Raw genomic sequence first — 17,405 nt, 5'->3', positions numbered from 1 at the left:
ATGTTTAGCTAAAGTGTTTGAACTACTCCCACTTTCACTTCATTCTATAAAAGATTAACCATTAATGATTACTGGAATTAAATTGTAACAAAGCAACTGAAATATAAATATATTTGCTTTTTTCCATTTTGATTTTGTTAATACTTTATAAAAAGGGTTTAAAAAACTAGAAACTTGTAGTATCATTAGATTTCGATTCAGACCGAACCGTCCGGTTTATAATCTTATATAAATATATTTAGAAGGAGAGCGTTATGCAGAAAGAAAAATCAAAAATTATAGGTAATTTAATTATGGGGGCAATACAGTGAACTTTATAAAAATGAATAAAAAAGAAATCATTATGCTAATAATCTTTACACTGTTTGTACCATTTCAAATTGGCTTGTACATACTATTTGGCATATCACTTTTAGCTAATGTCAATTTAGTTGAATCAGAATTTGTTCTTAGTGCCATCGGTTTTACTGTACCTGCTATTGTAGGAATCATTTGCTTTAGGAAAGAAATTATTGAAAGTTTTACTTATTTTAAAGAGAAGACAATTTTGAAAATAGTAAGTATTCCTATGGTAGTTTTATTTACGTTAATTGTGGAACAATGTGTTATGCATTTTCTAGCAACTGGTCAACCAGAGAACCAAGAGCAGCTCCTTGAAACGGGTGCAGAGGTACCTCTTGTATTTACATTGCTTGTATTTGGTATTCTGGGTCCAACACTTGAAGAAATTGTGTTTCGCCACATATTAATAAATCGTTTTTCTTACCATATTGGTACTGCTATTGCATCTATCATTTCGATTATGATTTTTACACTTCTTCATACGAACCAACTTGCGGATATTGCTATTTATTTACCTGGATCGTTGATACTTACTGCGGCTTATCTTATTTCTAAAAGATCCATTGCATATGTTATAGCGATACATATGTTAAACAATTGCCTTGCTTTCATTCTGTAAGAAACTAGACTTGTTTCTGATGCCAAAAATATTCTATGTTTCTATCAAGCATTTTTGGCACCAGAACTACTTTTTCTATGACATAAGAAAGCTAATCAAAAATTATAAAATATTAGGAGAGTGTCAGTCATGATTGTAACAACAACTTCTGGAATTCAAGGTAAAGAGATTATTGAGTATATTGATATTGTAAATGGTGAAGCTATTATGGGTGCAAATATTGTCCGCGATGTATTCGCTTCCGTTCGTGATGTTGTCGGTGGCCGTGTTGGTGCTTATGAAAGTAAACTAAAAGACGCTCGTGATATTGCAATGGGCGAAATGAAAGAACTTGCAAAAGAAAAAGGTGCGAACGCTATCGTTGGTATTGACGTAGATTACGAAGTTGTTCGTGATGGAATGTTAATGGTTGCTGTCAGTGGTACAGCTGTACGTATATAAGTAAATAAAAAAACGGTTCCTCTTGGAATTTATACTTTGAGGGGAAATCCTGATTCTGTTGCAGATTTTAAAGAATAAAACGAGAAATAATCAACTTTTTTATTTCTCGTTTTATCTACATATTTATTTTTGGAAAAACAATCTAACTCCAAATACTAATAATACGGCGCCTGTAATACCCTCTATTGTACGGTTCACTCTTTCTTTTCTTAAAAAAGTTCTTAATTGACGTATGAGTGAGATGTAAAGTAAATACCATATTGCTGTCAAAGTCGTAAATGTGACTCCTAATAAAAGAAATTGGAGGAAATGATTTTGATTACTCACAATAAATTGGGGTAAAAAACTAAGGAAAAATACAGCGGTTTTTGGATTTAAAATTGCCGTAGTAAATCCTTGTCTAAAGCTTTTAATTGCCCCAATATCCTTAGAGTCCATTTCTGCTGAACCTGACATATCTTCTTTTTTATGTAAGGCACTTTTAATTGACTTTACAGCTAAATAAATTAAATAAACAGCCCCAGCATATTTTATAAATGTAAATAACATAGCAAATTTCATTAAGATAGCAGAAAGTCCTAACGTAGCCATTATTGTATGAATCATCATTCCAGATATCGTTCCTAAAACAGTCTTTATCCCGCCATTTTTACCATGCGAGATAGTATTTTTTGTAACTAGTGCAAAACCAGGACCAGGCATGATTATGATTAACATTGCTGTAAGGATAAATAATAGATAATTTTCCATGTTGTAGTATTTCCTCTCCAATTTTTAGTTTTGCTTACAGTATAGCTTTTTTCATTAAAACATTACATATAAAAGACTTGATCAGAAATTTATTTAGGTTATTCGTATCAATTTGATTAACTATTACCCAAAAGCCACATTGATAAAACACATGACAAACTTATATATAATTGCAAGCTCAACTCTCACAAAAAACAGGATGAAAAATAAACAGCAGAACTAGTCCACTGTTTACTTTGCCACACCTTCATGTAATTTTTCTGTATAATCCTTTACATCTTTCCAGCTATCTTTCGCTGTATGTAAATCTTCTTTTATAAACGTAAACTCTTCCGGACTAATTCCTTTTACGTTTTGTAATAAATTATTATACTTTGCACCTACTGTATACCATTGATTTGATATGTTTTGTAGTGCTGTAATTGCTGCATCAATTGTTTCTGTCATGTTTGTTGTTTTATTTTTTACATCAGTCAAAATTACGACTTCTGCTTGTGCTCCTGAAATTCTATCTTTTAAATTGGCGATTTCTCTTTCTGCATTTGCGATATCTTTTTTCGCAACCGCAATCATCGGCCCGCCAGCAAGACATGTTATTAGAGCTACGCAAAGTACGCCACCAGCAATGACCATATCATTACTCTTTTTAATCGAATCGTTATATGTATTTATTTGTTGCTCTAGAGCTGGAATACCAGCATTCGTACTTGCCAATATCGCTGTTAACTGATTTGTATCCTCTTTGAAACTATTTGTATCTTTCGCCATTCTATCGCGAAAAGCTTTCAAATTTCCTAATAATCCATCTACCTCATTTTGATTCTTTACAATATCCGCATACAACTTTTCTAAATCCGCTTTTAATTTTCCACTATCCTTTTGATCAATCGCTATTAACATGTCATTATAATACGATTGAAAAGTATTATTGTAATTTATAATATTTTGATCTGTTTTCATAATTTGAGGCTTCATATTATTTAACCAATATGCTGCATTAATTTTTGCATCTCTTTGATGCTGAATCATATTCCCTTTAAATTCACTATTAATCGAACTTATTTTACTTAAATCCGTCTCTTGTTGATTTTGAATTAATTTTGCATATGAATCCATTGCAAATATACTTGATGTCGTTTGTGCCATTACATCTTGGAATCCTGCTGGTCCAAGAGAATAGTTTTTCACATTTTCTTGTAGCACCTTTACATTTTGTTCTGCTGCAAAAGGATGTAAAGGAAATGCGTTACTCGTTGCCACCCCAGCAATCATTACCGCTAAAAGACATTTTTTATAAAATCGTTTCTGCATATTTTTCACCTATTCTCTTTATAAGGATATCAAAAGCTCCTGCTCACAACTGAACAGGAGCTTCAAATCATTCATCAACACTTAACGCTCTAACGATTCGTATTCAATTATGCTTTTTTCGTGTCTACTACTTTAATATCTTCAGCATAAATCTTTTCTGCATAGTCTTTAATGTTTTTCCAGCTATCTTTCGCAATGTTTAAATCTTCTTTAATGAAAACAAGATCGTTTGGACTAATTGAATCCACATTTTGAAGTAAAGAATTGTATTTCGATCCCATTGTATACCATTGGTTTGAAATGTTTTGCAACGCTGTAATTGCAGTATCAATCGTATTTGTTAAATACTCAGTTTGTGTTTTAATGTTCGTTAACCCAGCTACTTCTAATTGAGCAGTTGTAATTTGTCCAGTTATTTTTTGAATTTCAGCTTGTGCATTGTCAAGTTCTTTCTTCGCTAATACGATACCAGCTGTACCACCGCCTACAGCTGCTGCACCACCTGCAATTAATGCGACTCCTAGCGGTGTTCCTGCGCCCGTAGCAATAACTACTGCACCACCAATAATTGCAATTGGTCCTAGAGCTGTCGCAACAGATGAACCGATAATAATTGCATTATATTTACTAATTGCCTCATTGTACGTTGTAATTTGATTTTGTAGAAGCGGAATTCCTGCATCTTGACTAGCTAATATAGATGTAATTTGATTTGCATCACCCTTGAAGTTTTGCGTATCCGACGTCATTTTATTTCGGAATTTTTTCAAGTCTTCTACTAACTGATCCACTTGCGCTTTATTTTCATTAATACTACTTGATAATCTAGTTAGGCCTTTCGTAAGAGTCGCTTTATCTTTTGCATCTACCGCAGCAACTAAAGTATCATAATAGTTTTGGAATTTAGTATTGTAGTTAATGATGTTTTGATTCGTTGAAATAAGCTGTGGCTTTAATACATCTAACCATTGCTTCGCATTTCCTCTAGCTGTATCTTGGTGCTGAATCACTTTTCCTTTTAAAGCTGCATCAACAGTCGATACATTTCCAAAGTTAACATTACCTTGTTTAATAATTGTTAAAGCATACAGATCCATTACTAAAGCATTTGAACCTGTTCTTTCCATTGCATCTTTCAAGCCTTCTGGTCCTAATGAATATTCTTCATAGTCATTATAAGCTTTTGCTACCGCATGAACTGGAGCTTGTTTCACTGTACTTTCAGCTGCATACGTATGAGCCGGCATAATATTTCCTGCTGCAAATACTGCCATAAGTGCTGATAGAGCCATTACTTTATATGGTTTTTTTGTCATTTTTCTTCTCTCCCTATATCGCTAATTATTTTTCTATTTAATGTACTTCAACGTTTGTAACGTAATCTTCAAATTGATTTGTTTGCTTATTCATTTCATCACTTACTTTTTTAATTTGATTAAAATGTTTTTGAAGTAAACTACTGTCTGTATACGTGCCTTCTTCAACATTTGTTTGAATTTGAATCATATTATTATTTAAAACTTTCCAATCCGTTAATAACGTTTCTAAAGTTGTAATTTGACGATCAATTAATTCTGTAAAGCTATTTACTTGATCTTCAACGAATGTAATTTGAGTCGCCTCTGCTTCAGTTTGTGATAACTTTTGAATAAGTGGCAATAACTCTTTTTGCTTTTGCTGAATGCGAAAAGCTGCTTCTCTCGTTTGACTATCTGCAGCATTTACAATTTCATTACTTAAAGTACCGATAGAAACAAAATCGATTGTTTTCGTTTGTGCAGTTTGATTTGTGATTGTAAATACTTGTTTACCGATATTAATAGAACCTTTAATGATTTCTTGAGGTCTATTCAAAATAGTAGTTAGTTCAGCTTGAATTTCCCCTTGAATTCTTTTAATATCTTCTCTTAATTTCACAATATCTCCACTTGATCCTTGCAGTGTTTTTATTGCTTCATCGGCTTTAATTGATAAGTTGTTACTATCTTTGTCTAATACTGTTTTAAATCGATTTAACTCTAATAAATCTTGCTCCATACTCTCTTGGATGCTCTGTACTTGCAATTGTAATTTTCCATATGCACTCATAAAATCTGTTTTTGCTTGCTGATCTTCATTTACATTTCCTGCTAGTTCATAGAGCTTACTATAATAACTATTGAATCTAGTGCTGTATCTCATCATCTCTTGATTTAAGTCAATTAGCTTCGGATTATATTCATCAATCCACTCTCGTACATTCGCCTTTGCAAACTTTTGATGATTCGTTAAGCTACTCATCGCATTTACCTTAATGTCTGGCTGTTGCAAAATAATTAATCCGTATGCTTGAATAAGCGGTGATTGTGATCCTAACATTCTAATTGAATTGGATAATGTATTTGGAGCAATTACATTTTGCGCATATACTGTTTTCACTTCCGTTTGCCCCTCCTTAGCGTAAGCGCTTACAGGAATGAAGCAACTCGTAGATACCGCTGTAACCAATAACCCTGTAATTAAAGTCTTTTTCACTTTAACTCCTCCTATGTATTAGCAACTATTACTATCGCATTTTATTATTCTATTTTCTTGCCCATAATTTGAGATGGTTAAAATAGAGAACGTTCTCAACGTGATCTATGTATGAACCACCTCTCTCGTATTGCTACAGTACTTACTTATCGTCACAAAACATTTCAATATTTTTCATATGTGTTTAGTATGAATAATATTGTATAAATTTTCTATTTCATCGAAATCCCCACATTCACACAGTGAATATATTACATAAAAATATTATTCATTTTAAACTAAACAACATACGTAAATATGAAATTTCATTTTGTTTTCATATAAGTTTTGTACTGTAAGGTCATTTAAACACAGCTGTTTATATATCGTAAAGAAGTATTTTCATTCCCTTTATTTTCAAGCTTTCATGTCCTTATTTCAAAATATAATCCGATTCACTTTATCGATTGAAATATCTACATATCACAACAGAAAACACTACTTTCAAATAACTAATGAAGTTATATTAGTATAATTTTTAACCCCATATGCAATTATGCATAGCATATACACAAAAAGGATAGCTTTATTTTCGCGAAGCTATCCTTAAAAAATTTTCTTATTTTTTCAAATGATATGGAACTGTCGTAATAACAACATTTCTTTTATAAAGTAAATACGCACGTATAAGTAAACTGGATTGATTATGAAGAATGTTATGCCAACCTTTTTTCGGAATGAACTGTGGTATAACGACCGTAACACGGTAATTCGATTCACTTGCCTTATATTGCACTGTATCGATAAACTTCGTTAGCGGCTGAATAATACTTCTATAATGAGAATGTAATGTAACAAGCCTTACTTCAGGTTGCCACTTCTTCCATTTCTCCTCAAATTTCTTTTCCTCTTCTCTGTCAAAAGCAACATATACTGCGATAACTTGATCTGCCGAAAGCGATTTCGCATAGTTCAATGAATTTTCTACTACATGCGTCATACCTGCTACAGGAACGACAATTACATTCCCCTCAATTGGAATAAGAGGCTCGCAAGTTTTTAAACTTAATTGATCACCCACTGCATCATAATGCTTCTTAATTCGATGGAATAAGAAGATAATAACTGGTAAGAAAATAAGAATCGACCAAACTTGTGCAAATTTAGTTAAAAAGAACATGCTCATTACGATAAAACTAATAACTGCACCAATTAAATTAACCGTTAATCTTAAAGCCCATCCTTCAGGCTTTTCGCGAAGCCATTTTAATACCATCCCTGTTTGAGAAAGTGTAAATGGAATAAATACACCTACTGCATATAGTGGAATTAAATGTTCTGTTTGCCCTTGGAAAGCTACAATTAAAATAATCGAAGCAACTCCAAGTATAATAATACCGTTTGAGTAACCTAGGCGGTCTCCTCTAATCGTAAACATTCTCGGTATGAATTTATCTTTTGCAAGGTTAACCGCTAATAAAGGAAATGCAGAATAACCTGTATTAGCAGCAAGAATTAATATTAAAGCTGTTGTACCTTGTATGAAATAGTACATGAAATTACGTCCAAATGTTTGTTCAGCAATTTGAGAAACAACTGTTACTTCTTTACTCGGAGTCACTCCGTAATAATAAGCTAAAAATACAATTCCTGAAAATAACACAGCAAGTAATGCACCCATTGCAAGCAATGTTTTTGCAGCATTGTTTGGCGCAGGATCTTTAAAGTTCGGAATTGCATTTGAAATTGCTTCAACACCTGTTAAAGCAGAACTACCTGATGCAAATGCTCTTAGTAATAAAAATAAACTAATCCCTGCAACTGGTGTACCAATTGGCGCATGTAAAGTGGGTGAAACATGACCAGTTAAAATATTATATATGCCCACACCAATTAATATAAATAGTGCTAAAACGAATAAATAAACAGGATATGCTAAAACGGAAGCTGATTCCGTTACTCCCCTTAAATTTAATATCGTAATTAATATAACAAATATAACCGCAATAATTACGTTGTGTGCATGTAAGCTAGGAAACGCAGACGTAATTGCATCTGTACCAGCGGACACACTTACCGCAACAGTTAAAATATAGTCAACTAATAAAGATCCTCCAGCAATTAAGCCTGGATTCATCCCTAAATTTTCTTTTGATACAACATACGCTCCCCCGCCATGCGGATAAGCAAAAATAATTTGACGATAAGATAAAATAAGGGCTGTCAATAATACTAATACCCCAACAGCGATCGGAATGGAATACCAATAAGCGATCGCTCCAACACCTGCTAAAGCAATTAAAATTTGCTCTGGACCGTAAGCAACTGATGACAATGCGTCAGAAGATAAAATAGCTAAAGCTTTCGTTTTATTAAGCTTTTGTTCTCCAAGCTCCGTTGATTTTAACGGTCTTCCAATTAAAAATCTTTTAATAGATGAAACCAATGCTGTCCACTCTCCAATAATTTTGTACGAACTTTTCTGCTTGTTGCAGCCAGTAAACTATTACTCAGAAAACAAAAAATGTCTACAAGCCATAGCGAAATAGACTTGTAGACATTATTTTTTTTGTCGCACAAGCTCCACCTTCCTTCTCAATATAACGCTTACGAGGTTAGCTGTCGGATTCGGGCCTATGAGTAGCCCTACCTTTTTTAAGGATTCACCCCATCGGATTATGTACTAATCCGTAAAAACGGGTCCCCCGTACCATGCGGTTTCAGCGATTTAGAAAATTGAAACTGTGGATTATAATACTCCTTTATTTTCAAAAAGTAAACAAAAATTTTTAATAAGAAAAAAATTAAAATGATTGTGCATAATCCACTGAGAAATATACATAATGAATACTAAAAAATCCGCAAAGGAGACCCCTATGTCTAAAGAAAAGAAGCCTATTTTTTCCGATTCATATTTAGATGCAGTAGCAAATGAAATTAATCAGTTATATGGTAAACGTGAACAGGAAATAAATTTGACAGATAGAACGAAAAGAAATAAATAATTTGTCAAACAAAAAAAATAAAAAAGATAGCAATACACTTATATATTGCTATCTTTTTTATTTTTTCATACATCTAATTCTATTACAGATCTGTTAAAGGTCATCTCTTCATACACCTTTAAATTTTGATATATAGTGCCTAATAATGGTGCCGCTATAGAAAATTGCTCTGCTACATCCAGTAAATATCCTTGCAAGTGCTTCCCTTCAATAAACGAACCCTTCTCCATATCACGTTGCATCGATGACTTCATATCATACGAAATTTTATCAATTGTTTTCATATGTTCCTGGGCAATATTAACCTTTATTGGAGCTCCTAATACTTTCATAATTTGTACAGATTCCTCAAATACATTACGGATAAAATCACGGCCGCCTTCACTTTCACGAATTGGTCCAATTGGTGCACGCATTAACGTTGTCACACCGGACATTACAGTAATAAATAAATATTTATGCCACATATCTTGCGTAATATTTTCACTTAAAACAAAACTAGATTTCGTACCTGCAAATGCTTTAGAAATATGCTTTACTCTCTCTGAATTTTGAGACTTAATTTCTCCAAACACAAGTCTGTTGGCAGCGCTAGTTTGTACAATTTCTCCTTGATCGTTTAACGTCGTCTCGATAAAGCATAAACCGCCAAGTACTTTTTCTTCGCCGAATTCTTTTTGTAATAGTGATAAATGAGCCATACCATTTAACAATGGAATGATTACAGTACCTTCGCCAACAAACGGCTTCAAATCTTGAATTGCCTCGTTTAAGTGATACGCTTTTGTTGAAAATAAAATGACATCAAATGGAGAAGTTCTCTCTTCCTTCGTTATTAATTTCGGTTGAAAGGAAAAATCTCCGTTAACACTTCGGATTACAAGTCCTCTTTCCTCTAATTGTTTTTTCCGTTTACTACGAACAAGAAATGTAACATCTTCTCCCTTTTCGACTAATCTGCCACCAAAAAATCCTCCGACTCCACCAGCGCCTAATACTAAAATCCGCATACAGCATCCCCCTTTTCAAAATACAATTTTATAACTTTTAGTATACATAACATTATACATGTCCTCTGCTAAATAAGCTGAATTTTCACTCTCAATCGAGTATAAAACAGTGGTTATTTTCAAATAAATTTGGGCATGTTGTTTCTATAGCATATATGGAAAGGAAACAATGTAGATGGAGGCAATACAAGCAATTGAGGAAAAAGATGTAGCAACAGCTATATTTCAATTTATATTCCCGTTTTCGTTTAAAGCTGGATATGAACAAAATATGTTCCCTTTCTTACAAAAAAACGATTTCCGTCCTTTTCGGCTTGATCATCTCTATGATGAAAATACATATTATGGGGAGTTTAAAGTTTCACATCAAAATATGGAAGCATACTATCTTTCATTTACAAATAAAATTCTCTTTCCTCACTCAGAGCATCAAAAGGGCTTGCAACGTTATTCAAAGGACCTTAACTTAACTGGATATTTAACAACAAACCTTATTTCAATCCCATTCAAGATACACTCTATTGATGTAACACTTTGTCCTTATGAACTTGGCTTCTTAACAATTCGAACAGAAGTAAACACTGCTCCAAACATGACTTTATCTGAAGTAATCGAATTCGCTGCTCGCTTCCGTGTACTTGAAACTAAAAATGATACAAATGAGACTATTTGTATTGAATGTAACGGAAAAAAGTATTCCCAAGTTGAAAAATTCATTTTTGGTTATTTATTTCATGGCGTAACTGATTTCTTTGAAAAGAAGAGATTAAGAAGTTCATACTTTCAAACCTTCCCTTTCTTCGAAGACCAAAGAATGTACGTCCAAACTTTATTGTCACTAAAAGAAGGTATGGAACTTAATGAAGTGGATGTTTATCGTACTTCTAGTCTTTCCGGATTAACAAGTGATGGTAAGCCATATGTGAGTGCAAATAACCTTCCTTACATTCATGACTATTTAAAAAAACACGCTTACCAGAGATGGGCTCCAAATCGTTATTTCATAATGGAAGAACATATTTTTACATGTGTAACAAATGAAGGAGAACGCGAAATCGCTAAACTTGCTAGTCAAATGTACGGGGAATTTTATTACGCTTTATTATTAAACCTATTCCATAAAATTGTTTTATTAAAAATGGCAAACGCCTATGCTGAGCTAAACATTGAACAAGATACTAATGAAATAGAGAAATTAATTTATTCGATCAATTCGTTCACTGCTAATTATTTTTCTTTAGAATTAGTATCCCAATCACAAAGTGAAGATATTTTCTTCCGCTTAAGAAAACTTTTTAATATTGAGGTTCTATACTCGAACGCGAAACAAAATCTTGATAGTTTGTTTAAATATCAAGAAAATGTCGCCTCTAAAAAAGATAGCCTCTTATTATTAATTTTAACGCTCTACTCTGTAGTGGGCCAAATGTTAGGGTTTACTATGATTGACCTTTTAAGAAACACCGATTCAAACAAAATATCGTCACCTCTTGAATTTTTCGCTCTATTAATCGCGATTAGCGGCATTGTCATTTCACTTATTTTAGGAGCCCAAAGTTTATACCAATGGGGTTTACAGCATAAACGAAGAAAAGCTTGGGTAAAACAAACTGTACTTTCTGCCGTTAAAGAGAAAGAAGATAAAAATTAAAGAAAGTTATTTTCAAATTCTTGGTGCGCTGCAGTAAGTGAAATTTTTATCAGCGATTTTCCGATTATATCGGCGCAACTCGAAATATATCAGCGATTTTTAAGATATATCGACTTACCGACAAAAACCGACAAATGACAGAACCGTATAATAAAAAAAGGGTGCTCCAAAATTAAACTTGGAGTACCCCTTTTACTATAAGAATTCAGTTTACTTCCCTGCTTCGATTTGCTCTAATGCAGCAGCTACTTGCTCTTCCGTTAATTCATGTTGTATTACGTAGCGGTTACGTGGACTTACACGACATTCATTAGAACATGCACGTAAATATTTCGCTTCGTTTTCTTCAGAACATAAAATTTTCTTATTACATTCTGGATTTGAACAGTTTACATAGCGCTCACAAGGTTCACCTGTAAAGTGGTCTTTACCAACGATAACATGTTCTTTTTGGTTTACTGGTACAGCGATACGCTCATCGAACACGTAACATTGTCCATCCCAAAGCTCACCTTGTACTTCTGGGTCTTTTCCGTACGTTACAATTCCGCCGTGAAGCTGACTTACATCTTCATAGCCTTCACGAACTAACCAACCAGAAAACTTCTCACAACGAATTCCGCCTGTACAATAAGTTAAAATCTTTTTACCTTCAAGTACTTCTTTGTTTTCACGAATCCAATCTGGTAATTCACGGAAGGATTCGATATCAGGTTTAATCGCACCTTTGAAGTGACCTAAATCAAATTCATAATCATTTCGTGCATCAATGATAACTGTATCTTCTTGTTTCATTGCTTCATAAAAATCTTTTGGCTCTAAATACTTCCCAGTTATTTCGTGCGGGTTAATGTCATCTTCTAGACGAAGTGTAACTAACTCTGGACGAGGACGCACGTGCATTTTCTTGAATGCATGACCATCAGCTTCATCTATTTTAAATACGATGCCATCGAAACGTGGATCATTGTTCATTGCTTCCATGTATTTCTCTGTTTGTTCTACAGTTCCAGAACAAGTTCCGTTAATACCTTCTTTTGCTACAAGAATTCTTCCTTTTAATTCAAGTGAATTACAAAATGCTAAATGCTCTGCCGCGAATTCTTCTGGGTTTTCAATTGTTGTGTACATGTAATATAGTAATACTCTGTATGGTTTTGTAGTTGCCAATGTATTTCTACCACCTATCTAATTTTTTAAATCATGTATAAGTTAACGTTCATATCAAAACATATATAATAAGAAAATGAATCCCATTTTCTTTTCTTTATACTATTTTCTATCAGTTAACAAAAATAAAAAACAAGATTACACACCAAAACACTATGGTTATGTTGTAATCCCAATATATTATATATCATACAAATGCAATTCCATCAATTAATATGCTGTATTATCGGCTTTATGTTCACATAAATTTCAAAAACAGCCCTTTAATTCACTATGTTTCCCCACGTCATCACACCATAAACTCCCAATTCATTTTACGTTATCACACCATCCATTGCATAAAGGCATATAATTTGCATTAAGGAAACTTTCGTGTTCAAATGAAATTACCATATAATATATTTAAATGTATTGAAATAATGAGTAAGAATAAATACAATAATTTCATCAAGTTAACATTTTAAAGGGGAAAACTACTATGAATAAAGATATAACAAAAGATGAACATCTCCCTTCTGAAAGTACAACTGTACAATCAGCTCACTTAGCTTTAAGTGGAGAAACAAAAGGCTGGAAAAGACTGTTACCATTTTTAGGACCCGCTTTTATCGCGTCCGTTGCTTATATTGATCCTGGCAACTTTGCTACAAATATCGCAGCTGGTTCACAATATGGATATTTACTATTATGGGTTATACTCGCTTCTAACTTAATGGCTGTATTAATCCAAACTTTATCAGCTAAATTAGGAATTGCTACAGGAAACAATTTACCCGAAATAGCTCGTGAAAACTTTCCAAAGCCTGTGTCTATCGGCTTATGGATACAAGGTGAACTAGTTATTATGGCTACAGATTTAGCGGAATTTATTGGAGCTGCTTTGGGGCTTTACTTACTATTTGGAATCCCGATGCTACCTGCCGCTTTAATTACTGCAGCCGGATCATTTATTATTCTTGAGTTTCAACGTAGAGGATTTCGTCCACTAGAAGCTATTATTACAGGAATGATTTTCATTGTAGTAATCGCTTTTGGGATTCAAGTTTTTTATGCAAAACCAGAATTAAGTCCCCTTCTTTCAGGACTATTTATTCCAAAATTCCAAGGTGTAGACAGTATATTACTTGCAGCAGGGATTTTAGGTGCAACAGTTATGCCACATGCAATATACTTGCATTCTGCATTAACACAACGCCGCGTGGTCGGAACAACTGACGAACAAAAGAAAAAGATTTTTCGTTTCGAATTTATCGATATTATTATTGCAATGGTTATTGCTGGAGCAATTAATGCAAGTATGTTAATTGTTGCTGCTGCACTATTCTTTAAAAACGGCTTGCACGTTGAAGATTTAGATGTTGCTTACACTCAATTTACCAATTTAGTAGGTCCTGTATCGGCTGCATTATTTGGGATTGGACTTTTATCAGCAGGACTATCTAGCTCTTCTGTCGGTACAATGTCGGGTGATATTATTATGCAAGGTTTCATTCGCATGCATATTCCGTTATACTTACGCCGATTTATTACAATGATTCCACCACTAGTTATTATCGCTTTAGGTGTAAATCCAACTTACGCTCTAGTCATGAGCCAAGTCGTCTTATCATTCGGTATTGCATTTGCGCTAGTACCACTTATTCTGTTTACAAGTAACAAAAAGATTATGGGTGCACTCGTTAACCACCGTATAACAACATTTATCGCTTGGATAATTGCAGCACTCGTTATCATTTTAAATATCTTCTTACTGTATCAAACATTTGTAGGATAATGAAAAAGGGTATTCCAATTTTAATTTGGAATACCCTTTTTGGATGAAATGATTTTCTTCTAGTTACCACTTATGTATGTCCCTCTTTCCGGCATCATGACACCATTTTCAGTTCGAAAGTAAAGTGGCAATCCTTCCGCAAAAAACATACTTACCTTGGACGGATTTTGCCTTTGATGATGGATATGTAAATGTGGCTCACTTGAACTTCCTGAGTTACCGACTTGAGCAAGAAATTCTCCTTCATTTACACGTTGTCCTTCTCTAACTTTAATGGACCCTTTCTTTAAGTGGGCAAGAATCAAAAATGTCTCTGTTTCATCTATCCGTAAATATATGTAATTCCCTGCCATTGACTGAAAATCATCCAATCCGGGAATTAAATCTTTTTCATCATTATTGATTGATACAACCGTCCCAGAAGCTGGTGCCATTACTTTCGCTCCATATATTCCGTAATCCTCTAACTTACTACTTTTCACTTCAGCAGGTGGAATGAGGATATCATATGCCCACCTTTCATTTGGCTTTATAACATGATAGTTCGTTTCTAACTGATCACCGCCCCAGCCTATTAATGCTCGTTCATTCAAAGGAACACGAACTACTGCTTTAGGACTCATAGATTGTATATCTGCTGGGTAAGCAATTCTACCTATATTAGCAAACCAACCGACAGGCCAAGCTCCAATGATAGAAAACAGAATGATTAAAAATAGCGTTCTATCTATCCGCTTTCTAAAAATGCCTTTCCAAAAAAATATTATTACTGATCCTACCAAGAGGAAAACTGAAATAAAACTAAAAGCCTGAATACTCCACCAAACAAAAACTGATGTAACACCATTAGCTACATAAACTAAGATCCAACTTATAATTAAAAAAGAAACTATAATCACTAATAAAAATTTCTTCCACATGTCGCATCCCTACTCTCATATCCTTTTTCTCAATGATACAAAGTAAAAATTACGACATATAAAAGAAATACTTACGACTTTCTTACTTTTTTATACTGCGGTAATTTCACAGTGAAAACTGTTTCTTTATCGTTACTACGTACAGTTAGATCCCCTTGATGGAGCTCGGCTATACTTTTTGAAATTGCAAGCCCCATTCCTTTCCCACCAGTATAAGAACTACGTGATTTTTCACTACGATAAAATTTCTCAAAAACGTAAGGAAGGTCCTCTTCCGGAATACATTGTCCAAAATTTTTAATTTCTACTTCAACATTCATTATTTTATTGGAAATTCCAATTGCAATTTCCTTTCCATCTTTTCCATACATAATACTATTACCTATTATATTTTCAAATAGTCTCACTATAAGTGCCACATCAACTTCTACATACAGCACTTCATCACTTTTAATATAAAAGCTCATATTAGCATCATCTAATTGTGGTACAAAGCCAATCATGATTTGTTCAATTAATGCTTTCATATCTACTTCATCTTTATGTAATTCAATCTCTCTATAATTTATTTGACAGTATTCTAATAAATCATCTACTTGATGTTTTAATTCATAACTTTTTCGCTTTAATATACTTACATACTGTTCACATTCTTCTCCATTCGAATGGAGTTTATTTCCTAACAGGTCCGCATAACCGATTAAAGATGTTACTGGCGTTCGTAAATCATGAGAAATATTACTAATCATTTCATTTTTCATTTCCTGTGATTTTTTTTCATTCTCGATAGACTCTTTTAAACTTTTGGCCATTCTATTTACATTCGTCGCTAATTCACCAATCTCGTCATTTTTTGAAATAGGTATATGTACTTCAAAATTACCATTACTTATTTCCTTCACGTTCTTATTAATTTCAGACAATCTTTTCATCATTGTTTTTGTCATACATGCAAAGTATGTCGTAGTAAAAATCAAAAAAACTATAAAGTATAAAAATGAATATTTTTCCTCTAACGCATTAACATGACTATATATATTTCCAACTAAAATTTGAAGCACTATTATACTTACAGTCGCTAACAAGATGCTACATATGAAAGCTAAAAAAAATTTCGCCCTAATACCCTGTAAAGATCTAATCTTCAATTTTATATCCGACTCCCCAAACATTTTGTATAAACTTCGGTTCTTTTGGATTCTCTTCAATTTTATTTCTCAATCTTGCAATATGAACCATTACTGTATTATTACTTTCATAGGCTCTTTCGTTCCAAACGCTCTCATATATTTCTTCAATTGTAAACACACGATTCCTTGCGGCTGCCATTAAGTGTAAAATATCATATTCAGTTTTCGTAAGATTCATTGTTTCTCCATATAACATTACAGTTCTCGACGCTTCATCTATTTCTAAACCTCTAATATTTATTTTCTTTTCCATTACTTGGACAGCATTTTGGTTGAAATATGTATACCTTCTTAATTGAGCTTTCACTCTTGCGATAAATTCAATTGTACTGAACGGCTTCACAATATAATCATCTGCCCCAGTACTAAATCCAATTACCTTATCGACATCCGATGATTTCGCGCTTAAAAACATAATTGGTAAACTATGTTTCTCTCTAATCCTTCTACACAATTCTATCCCATCCATTTGTGGCATCATAATATCCAAAATAGCAAGTTGAATACTGTTATTATTTATTATTTCTAAAGCCTCTTCTCCGTTATGAGCACTAAAAACTTTAAAACCTTCTTGCATTAGATTCACTTTTATAAATTGAACAATATCTTGATCATCATCTACAATTAAAATTGAATTTTTCTCCATATACAAACCTCTTTTTGAAATATATTCCACAATCAATTTTATCATAAATTAAAACCATACTCCCCTCTTGAATAATCTTTATT

Annotated in this window: 15 protein-coding genes and 1 riboswitch; of the genes, 5 read left to right on the top strand and 10 right to left on the bottom strand. The window is 33.2% G+C overall.

Features of this window, described 5'->3' with window-relative positions:
- The first annotated feature begins 307 nt into the window (after positions 1-307).
- Together GBN78_RS20010 and GBN78_RS20005 are read left to right on the top strand one after the other, a co-directional pair.
- Positions 308-961 (top strand): CPBP family intramembrane glutamic endopeptidase, encoded by a 654-nt coding sequence (locus GBN78_RS20010; protein WP_001009295.1) that lies wholly within the window; start codon positions 308-310, stop codon positions 959-961.
- 129 nt (positions 962-1,090) lie between these two features.
- On the top strand, positions 1,091-1,402 hold the full coding sequence (locus GBN78_RS20005) for a heavy metal-binding domain-containing protein (protein WP_000637518.1): 312 nt from the start codon (positions 1,091-1,093) through the stop codon (positions 1,400-1,402).
- A 123-nt stretch (positions 1,403-1,525) separates the two neighbouring features.
- Here GBN78_RS20005 and GBN78_RS20000 read toward each other — a convergent pair whose 3' ends face one another.
- The 5 genes from GBN78_RS20000 to GBN78_RS19980 all read right to left on the bottom strand — a co-directional run bounded on the left by GBN78_RS20000 (position 1,526) and on the right by GBN78_RS19980 (position 8,402).
- A complete protein-coding gene (locus GBN78_RS20000) occupies positions 1,526-2,152 on the bottom strand; it encodes a LysE family translocator (protein ID WP_000432987.1) in 627 nt (208 codons plus the stop codon).
- Positions 2,153-2,383: 231 nt separating this feature from the next.
- A complete protein-coding gene (gene nheC, locus GBN78_RS19995) occupies positions 2,384-3,463 on the bottom strand; it encodes a non-hemolytic enterotoxin NHE subunit C (RefSeq protein WP_001171982.1) in 1,080 nt (359 codons plus the stop codon).
- A 107-nt stretch (positions 3,464-3,570) separates the two neighbouring features.
- Positions 3,571-4,779, bottom strand: a complete 1,209-nt coding sequence (gene nheB, locus GBN78_RS19990; RefSeq protein ID WP_000162975.1) for a non-hemolytic enterotoxin NHE subunit B — start codon at positions 4,777-4,779, stop codon at positions 3,571-3,573.
- A 37-nt stretch (positions 4,780-4,816) separates the two neighbouring features.
- The gene (gene nheA, locus GBN78_RS19985) at positions 4,817-5,977 is read right to left on the bottom strand and encodes a non-hemolytic enterotoxin NHE subunit A (RefSeq protein ID WP_000751832.1); all 1,161 of its coding nucleotides are present in this window, start codon (positions 5,975-5,977) and stop codon (positions 4,817-4,819) included.
- A 598-nt stretch (positions 5,978-6,575) separates the two neighbouring features.
- A complete protein-coding gene (locus tag GBN78_RS19980; protein ID WP_000254887.1) occupies positions 6,576-8,402 on the bottom strand; it encodes an APC family permease in 1,827 nt (608 codons plus the stop codon).
- 143 nt (positions 8,403-8,545) lie between these two features.
- A riboswitch (cyclic di-AMP (ydaO/yuaA leader) is annotated at positions 8,546-8,692 on the bottom strand.
- A gap of 140 nt (positions 8,693-8,832) precedes the next feature.
- Here GBN78_RS19980 and GBN78_RS30905 point away from each other — a divergent pair.
- Entirely contained in the window at positions 8,833-8,961 is a 129-nt protein-coding gene (locus GBN78_RS30905) for a hypothetical protein (protein WP_000031873.1), read from the top strand.
- 65 nt (positions 8,962-9,026) lie between these two features.
- Here the strand turns inward: GBN78_RS30905 and panE are convergent, their stop codons facing one another.
- Positions 9,027-9,971 (bottom strand): 2-dehydropantoate 2-reductase, encoded by a 945-nt coding sequence (panE, locus tag GBN78_RS19975; RefSeq protein WP_152127648.1) that lies wholly within the window; start codon positions 9,969-9,971, stop codon positions 9,027-9,029.
- A gap of 175 nt (positions 9,972-10,146) precedes the next feature.
- Here panE and GBN78_RS19970 point away from each other — a divergent pair, with 175 nt between their 5' ends.
- Positions 10,147-11,622 carry a hypothetical protein gene (locus GBN78_RS19970; RefSeq protein ID WP_152127647.1) on the top strand — a complete coding sequence of 492 codons (1,476 nt, stop codon included), beginning with the start codon at positions 10,147-10,149 and terminating at the stop codon, positions 11,620-11,622.
- A gap of 210 nt (positions 11,623-11,832) precedes the next feature.
- Here the strand turns inward: GBN78_RS19970 and trhO are convergent, their stop codons facing one another.
- Complete coding sequence (gene trhO / locus GBN78_RS19965; protein WP_000246218.1) at positions 11,833-12,792, bottom strand: oxygen-dependent tRNA uridine(34) hydroxylase TrhO; 960 nt, start codon at positions 12,790-12,792, stop codon at positions 11,833-11,835.
- A 478-nt stretch (positions 12,793-13,270) separates the two neighbouring features.
- Here trhO and GBN78_RS19960 point away from each other — a divergent pair, with 478 nt between their 5' ends.
- The gene (locus GBN78_RS19960) at positions 13,271-14,566 is read left to right on the top strand and encodes an Nramp family divalent metal transporter (RefSeq protein WP_152127646.1); all 1,296 of its coding nucleotides are present in this window, start codon (positions 13,271-13,273) and stop codon (positions 14,564-14,566) included.
- A 59-nt stretch (positions 14,567-14,625) separates the two neighbouring features.
- Here GBN78_RS19960 and GBN78_RS19955 read toward each other — a convergent pair whose 3' ends face one another.
- The 3 genes from GBN78_RS19955 to GBN78_RS19945 all read right to left on the bottom strand — a co-directional run bounded on the left by GBN78_RS19955 (position 14,626) and on the right by GBN78_RS19945 (position 17,322).
- Positions 14,626-15,486 (bottom strand): M23 family metallopeptidase, encoded by an 861-nt coding sequence (locus tag GBN78_RS19955; protein WP_000265535.1) that lies wholly within the window; start codon positions 15,484-15,486, stop codon positions 14,626-14,628.
- A gap of 71 nt (positions 15,487-15,557) precedes the next feature.
- A complete protein-coding gene (locus GBN78_RS19950) occupies positions 15,558-16,658 on the bottom strand; it encodes a HAMP domain-containing sensor histidine kinase (RefSeq protein ID WP_050043487.1) in 1,101 nt (366 codons plus the stop codon).
- A complete protein-coding gene (locus GBN78_RS19945) occupies positions 16,624-17,322 on the bottom strand; it encodes a response regulator transcription factor (protein ID WP_000414525.1) in 699 nt (232 codons plus the stop codon). Before GBN78_RS19945 ends, GBN78_RS19950 begins: the two co-directional genes overlap by 35 nt.
- Positions 17,323-17,405: the final 83 nt, after the last annotated feature.

This window comes from Bacillus sp. B2-WWTP-C-10-Post-4, assembly GCF_009183805.1.
In the GTDB taxonomy this organism is placed as follows: domain Bacteria; phylum Bacillota; class Bacilli; order Bacillales; family Bacillaceae_G; genus Bacillus_A; species Bacillus_A cereus.
Note: the sequence above shows the minus strand (reverse complement) of the source record. Positions and strands in the feature narration are given on the sequence as shown.

Bases quoted from the DNA above. Each gene is read 5' to 3' on its own strand.
- GBN78_RS20005 (WP_000637518.1), top strand. From the start codon at position 1,091: ATGATTGTAACAACAACTTCTGGAATTCAAGGTAAAGAGATTATTGAG.
- GBN78_RS20000 (WP_000432987.1), bottom strand. From the start codon at position 2,152: ATGGAAAATTATCTATTATTTATCCTTACAGCAATGTTAATCATAATC.
- nheC (WP_001171982.1), bottom strand. From the start codon at position 3,463: ATGCAGAAACGATTTTATAAAAAATGTCTTTTAGCGGTAATGATTGCT.
- nheB (WP_000162975.1), bottom strand. From the start codon at position 4,779: ATGACAAAAAAACCATATAAAGTAATGGCTCTATCAGCACTTATGGCA.
- GBN78_RS30905 (WP_000031873.1), top strand. From the start codon at position 8,833: ATGTCTAAAGAAAAGAAGCCTATTTTTTCCGATTCATATTTAGATGCA.
- panE (WP_152127648.1), bottom strand. From the start codon at position 9,971: ATGCGGATTTTAGTATTAGGCGCTGGTGGAGTCGGAGGATTTTTTGGT.
- GBN78_RS19970 (WP_152127647.1), top strand. From the start codon at position 10,147: ATGGAGGCAATACAAGCAATTGAGGAAAAAGATGTAGCAACAGCTATA.
- GBN78_RS19960 (WP_152127646.1), top strand. From the start codon at position 13,271: ATGAATAAAGATATAACAAAAGATGAACATCTCCCTTCTGAAAGTACA.
- GBN78_RS19955 (WP_000265535.1), bottom strand. From the start codon at position 15,486: ATGTGGAAGAAATTTTTATTAGTGATTATAGTTTCTTTTTTAATTATA.
- GBN78_RS19950 (WP_050043487.1), bottom strand. From the start codon at position 16,658: ATGTTTGGGGAGTCGGATATAAAATTGAAGATTAGATCTTTACAGGGT.
- GBN78_RS19945 (WP_000414525.1), bottom strand. From the start codon at position 17,322: ATGGAGAAAAATTCAATTTTAATTGTAGATGATGATCAAGATATTGTT.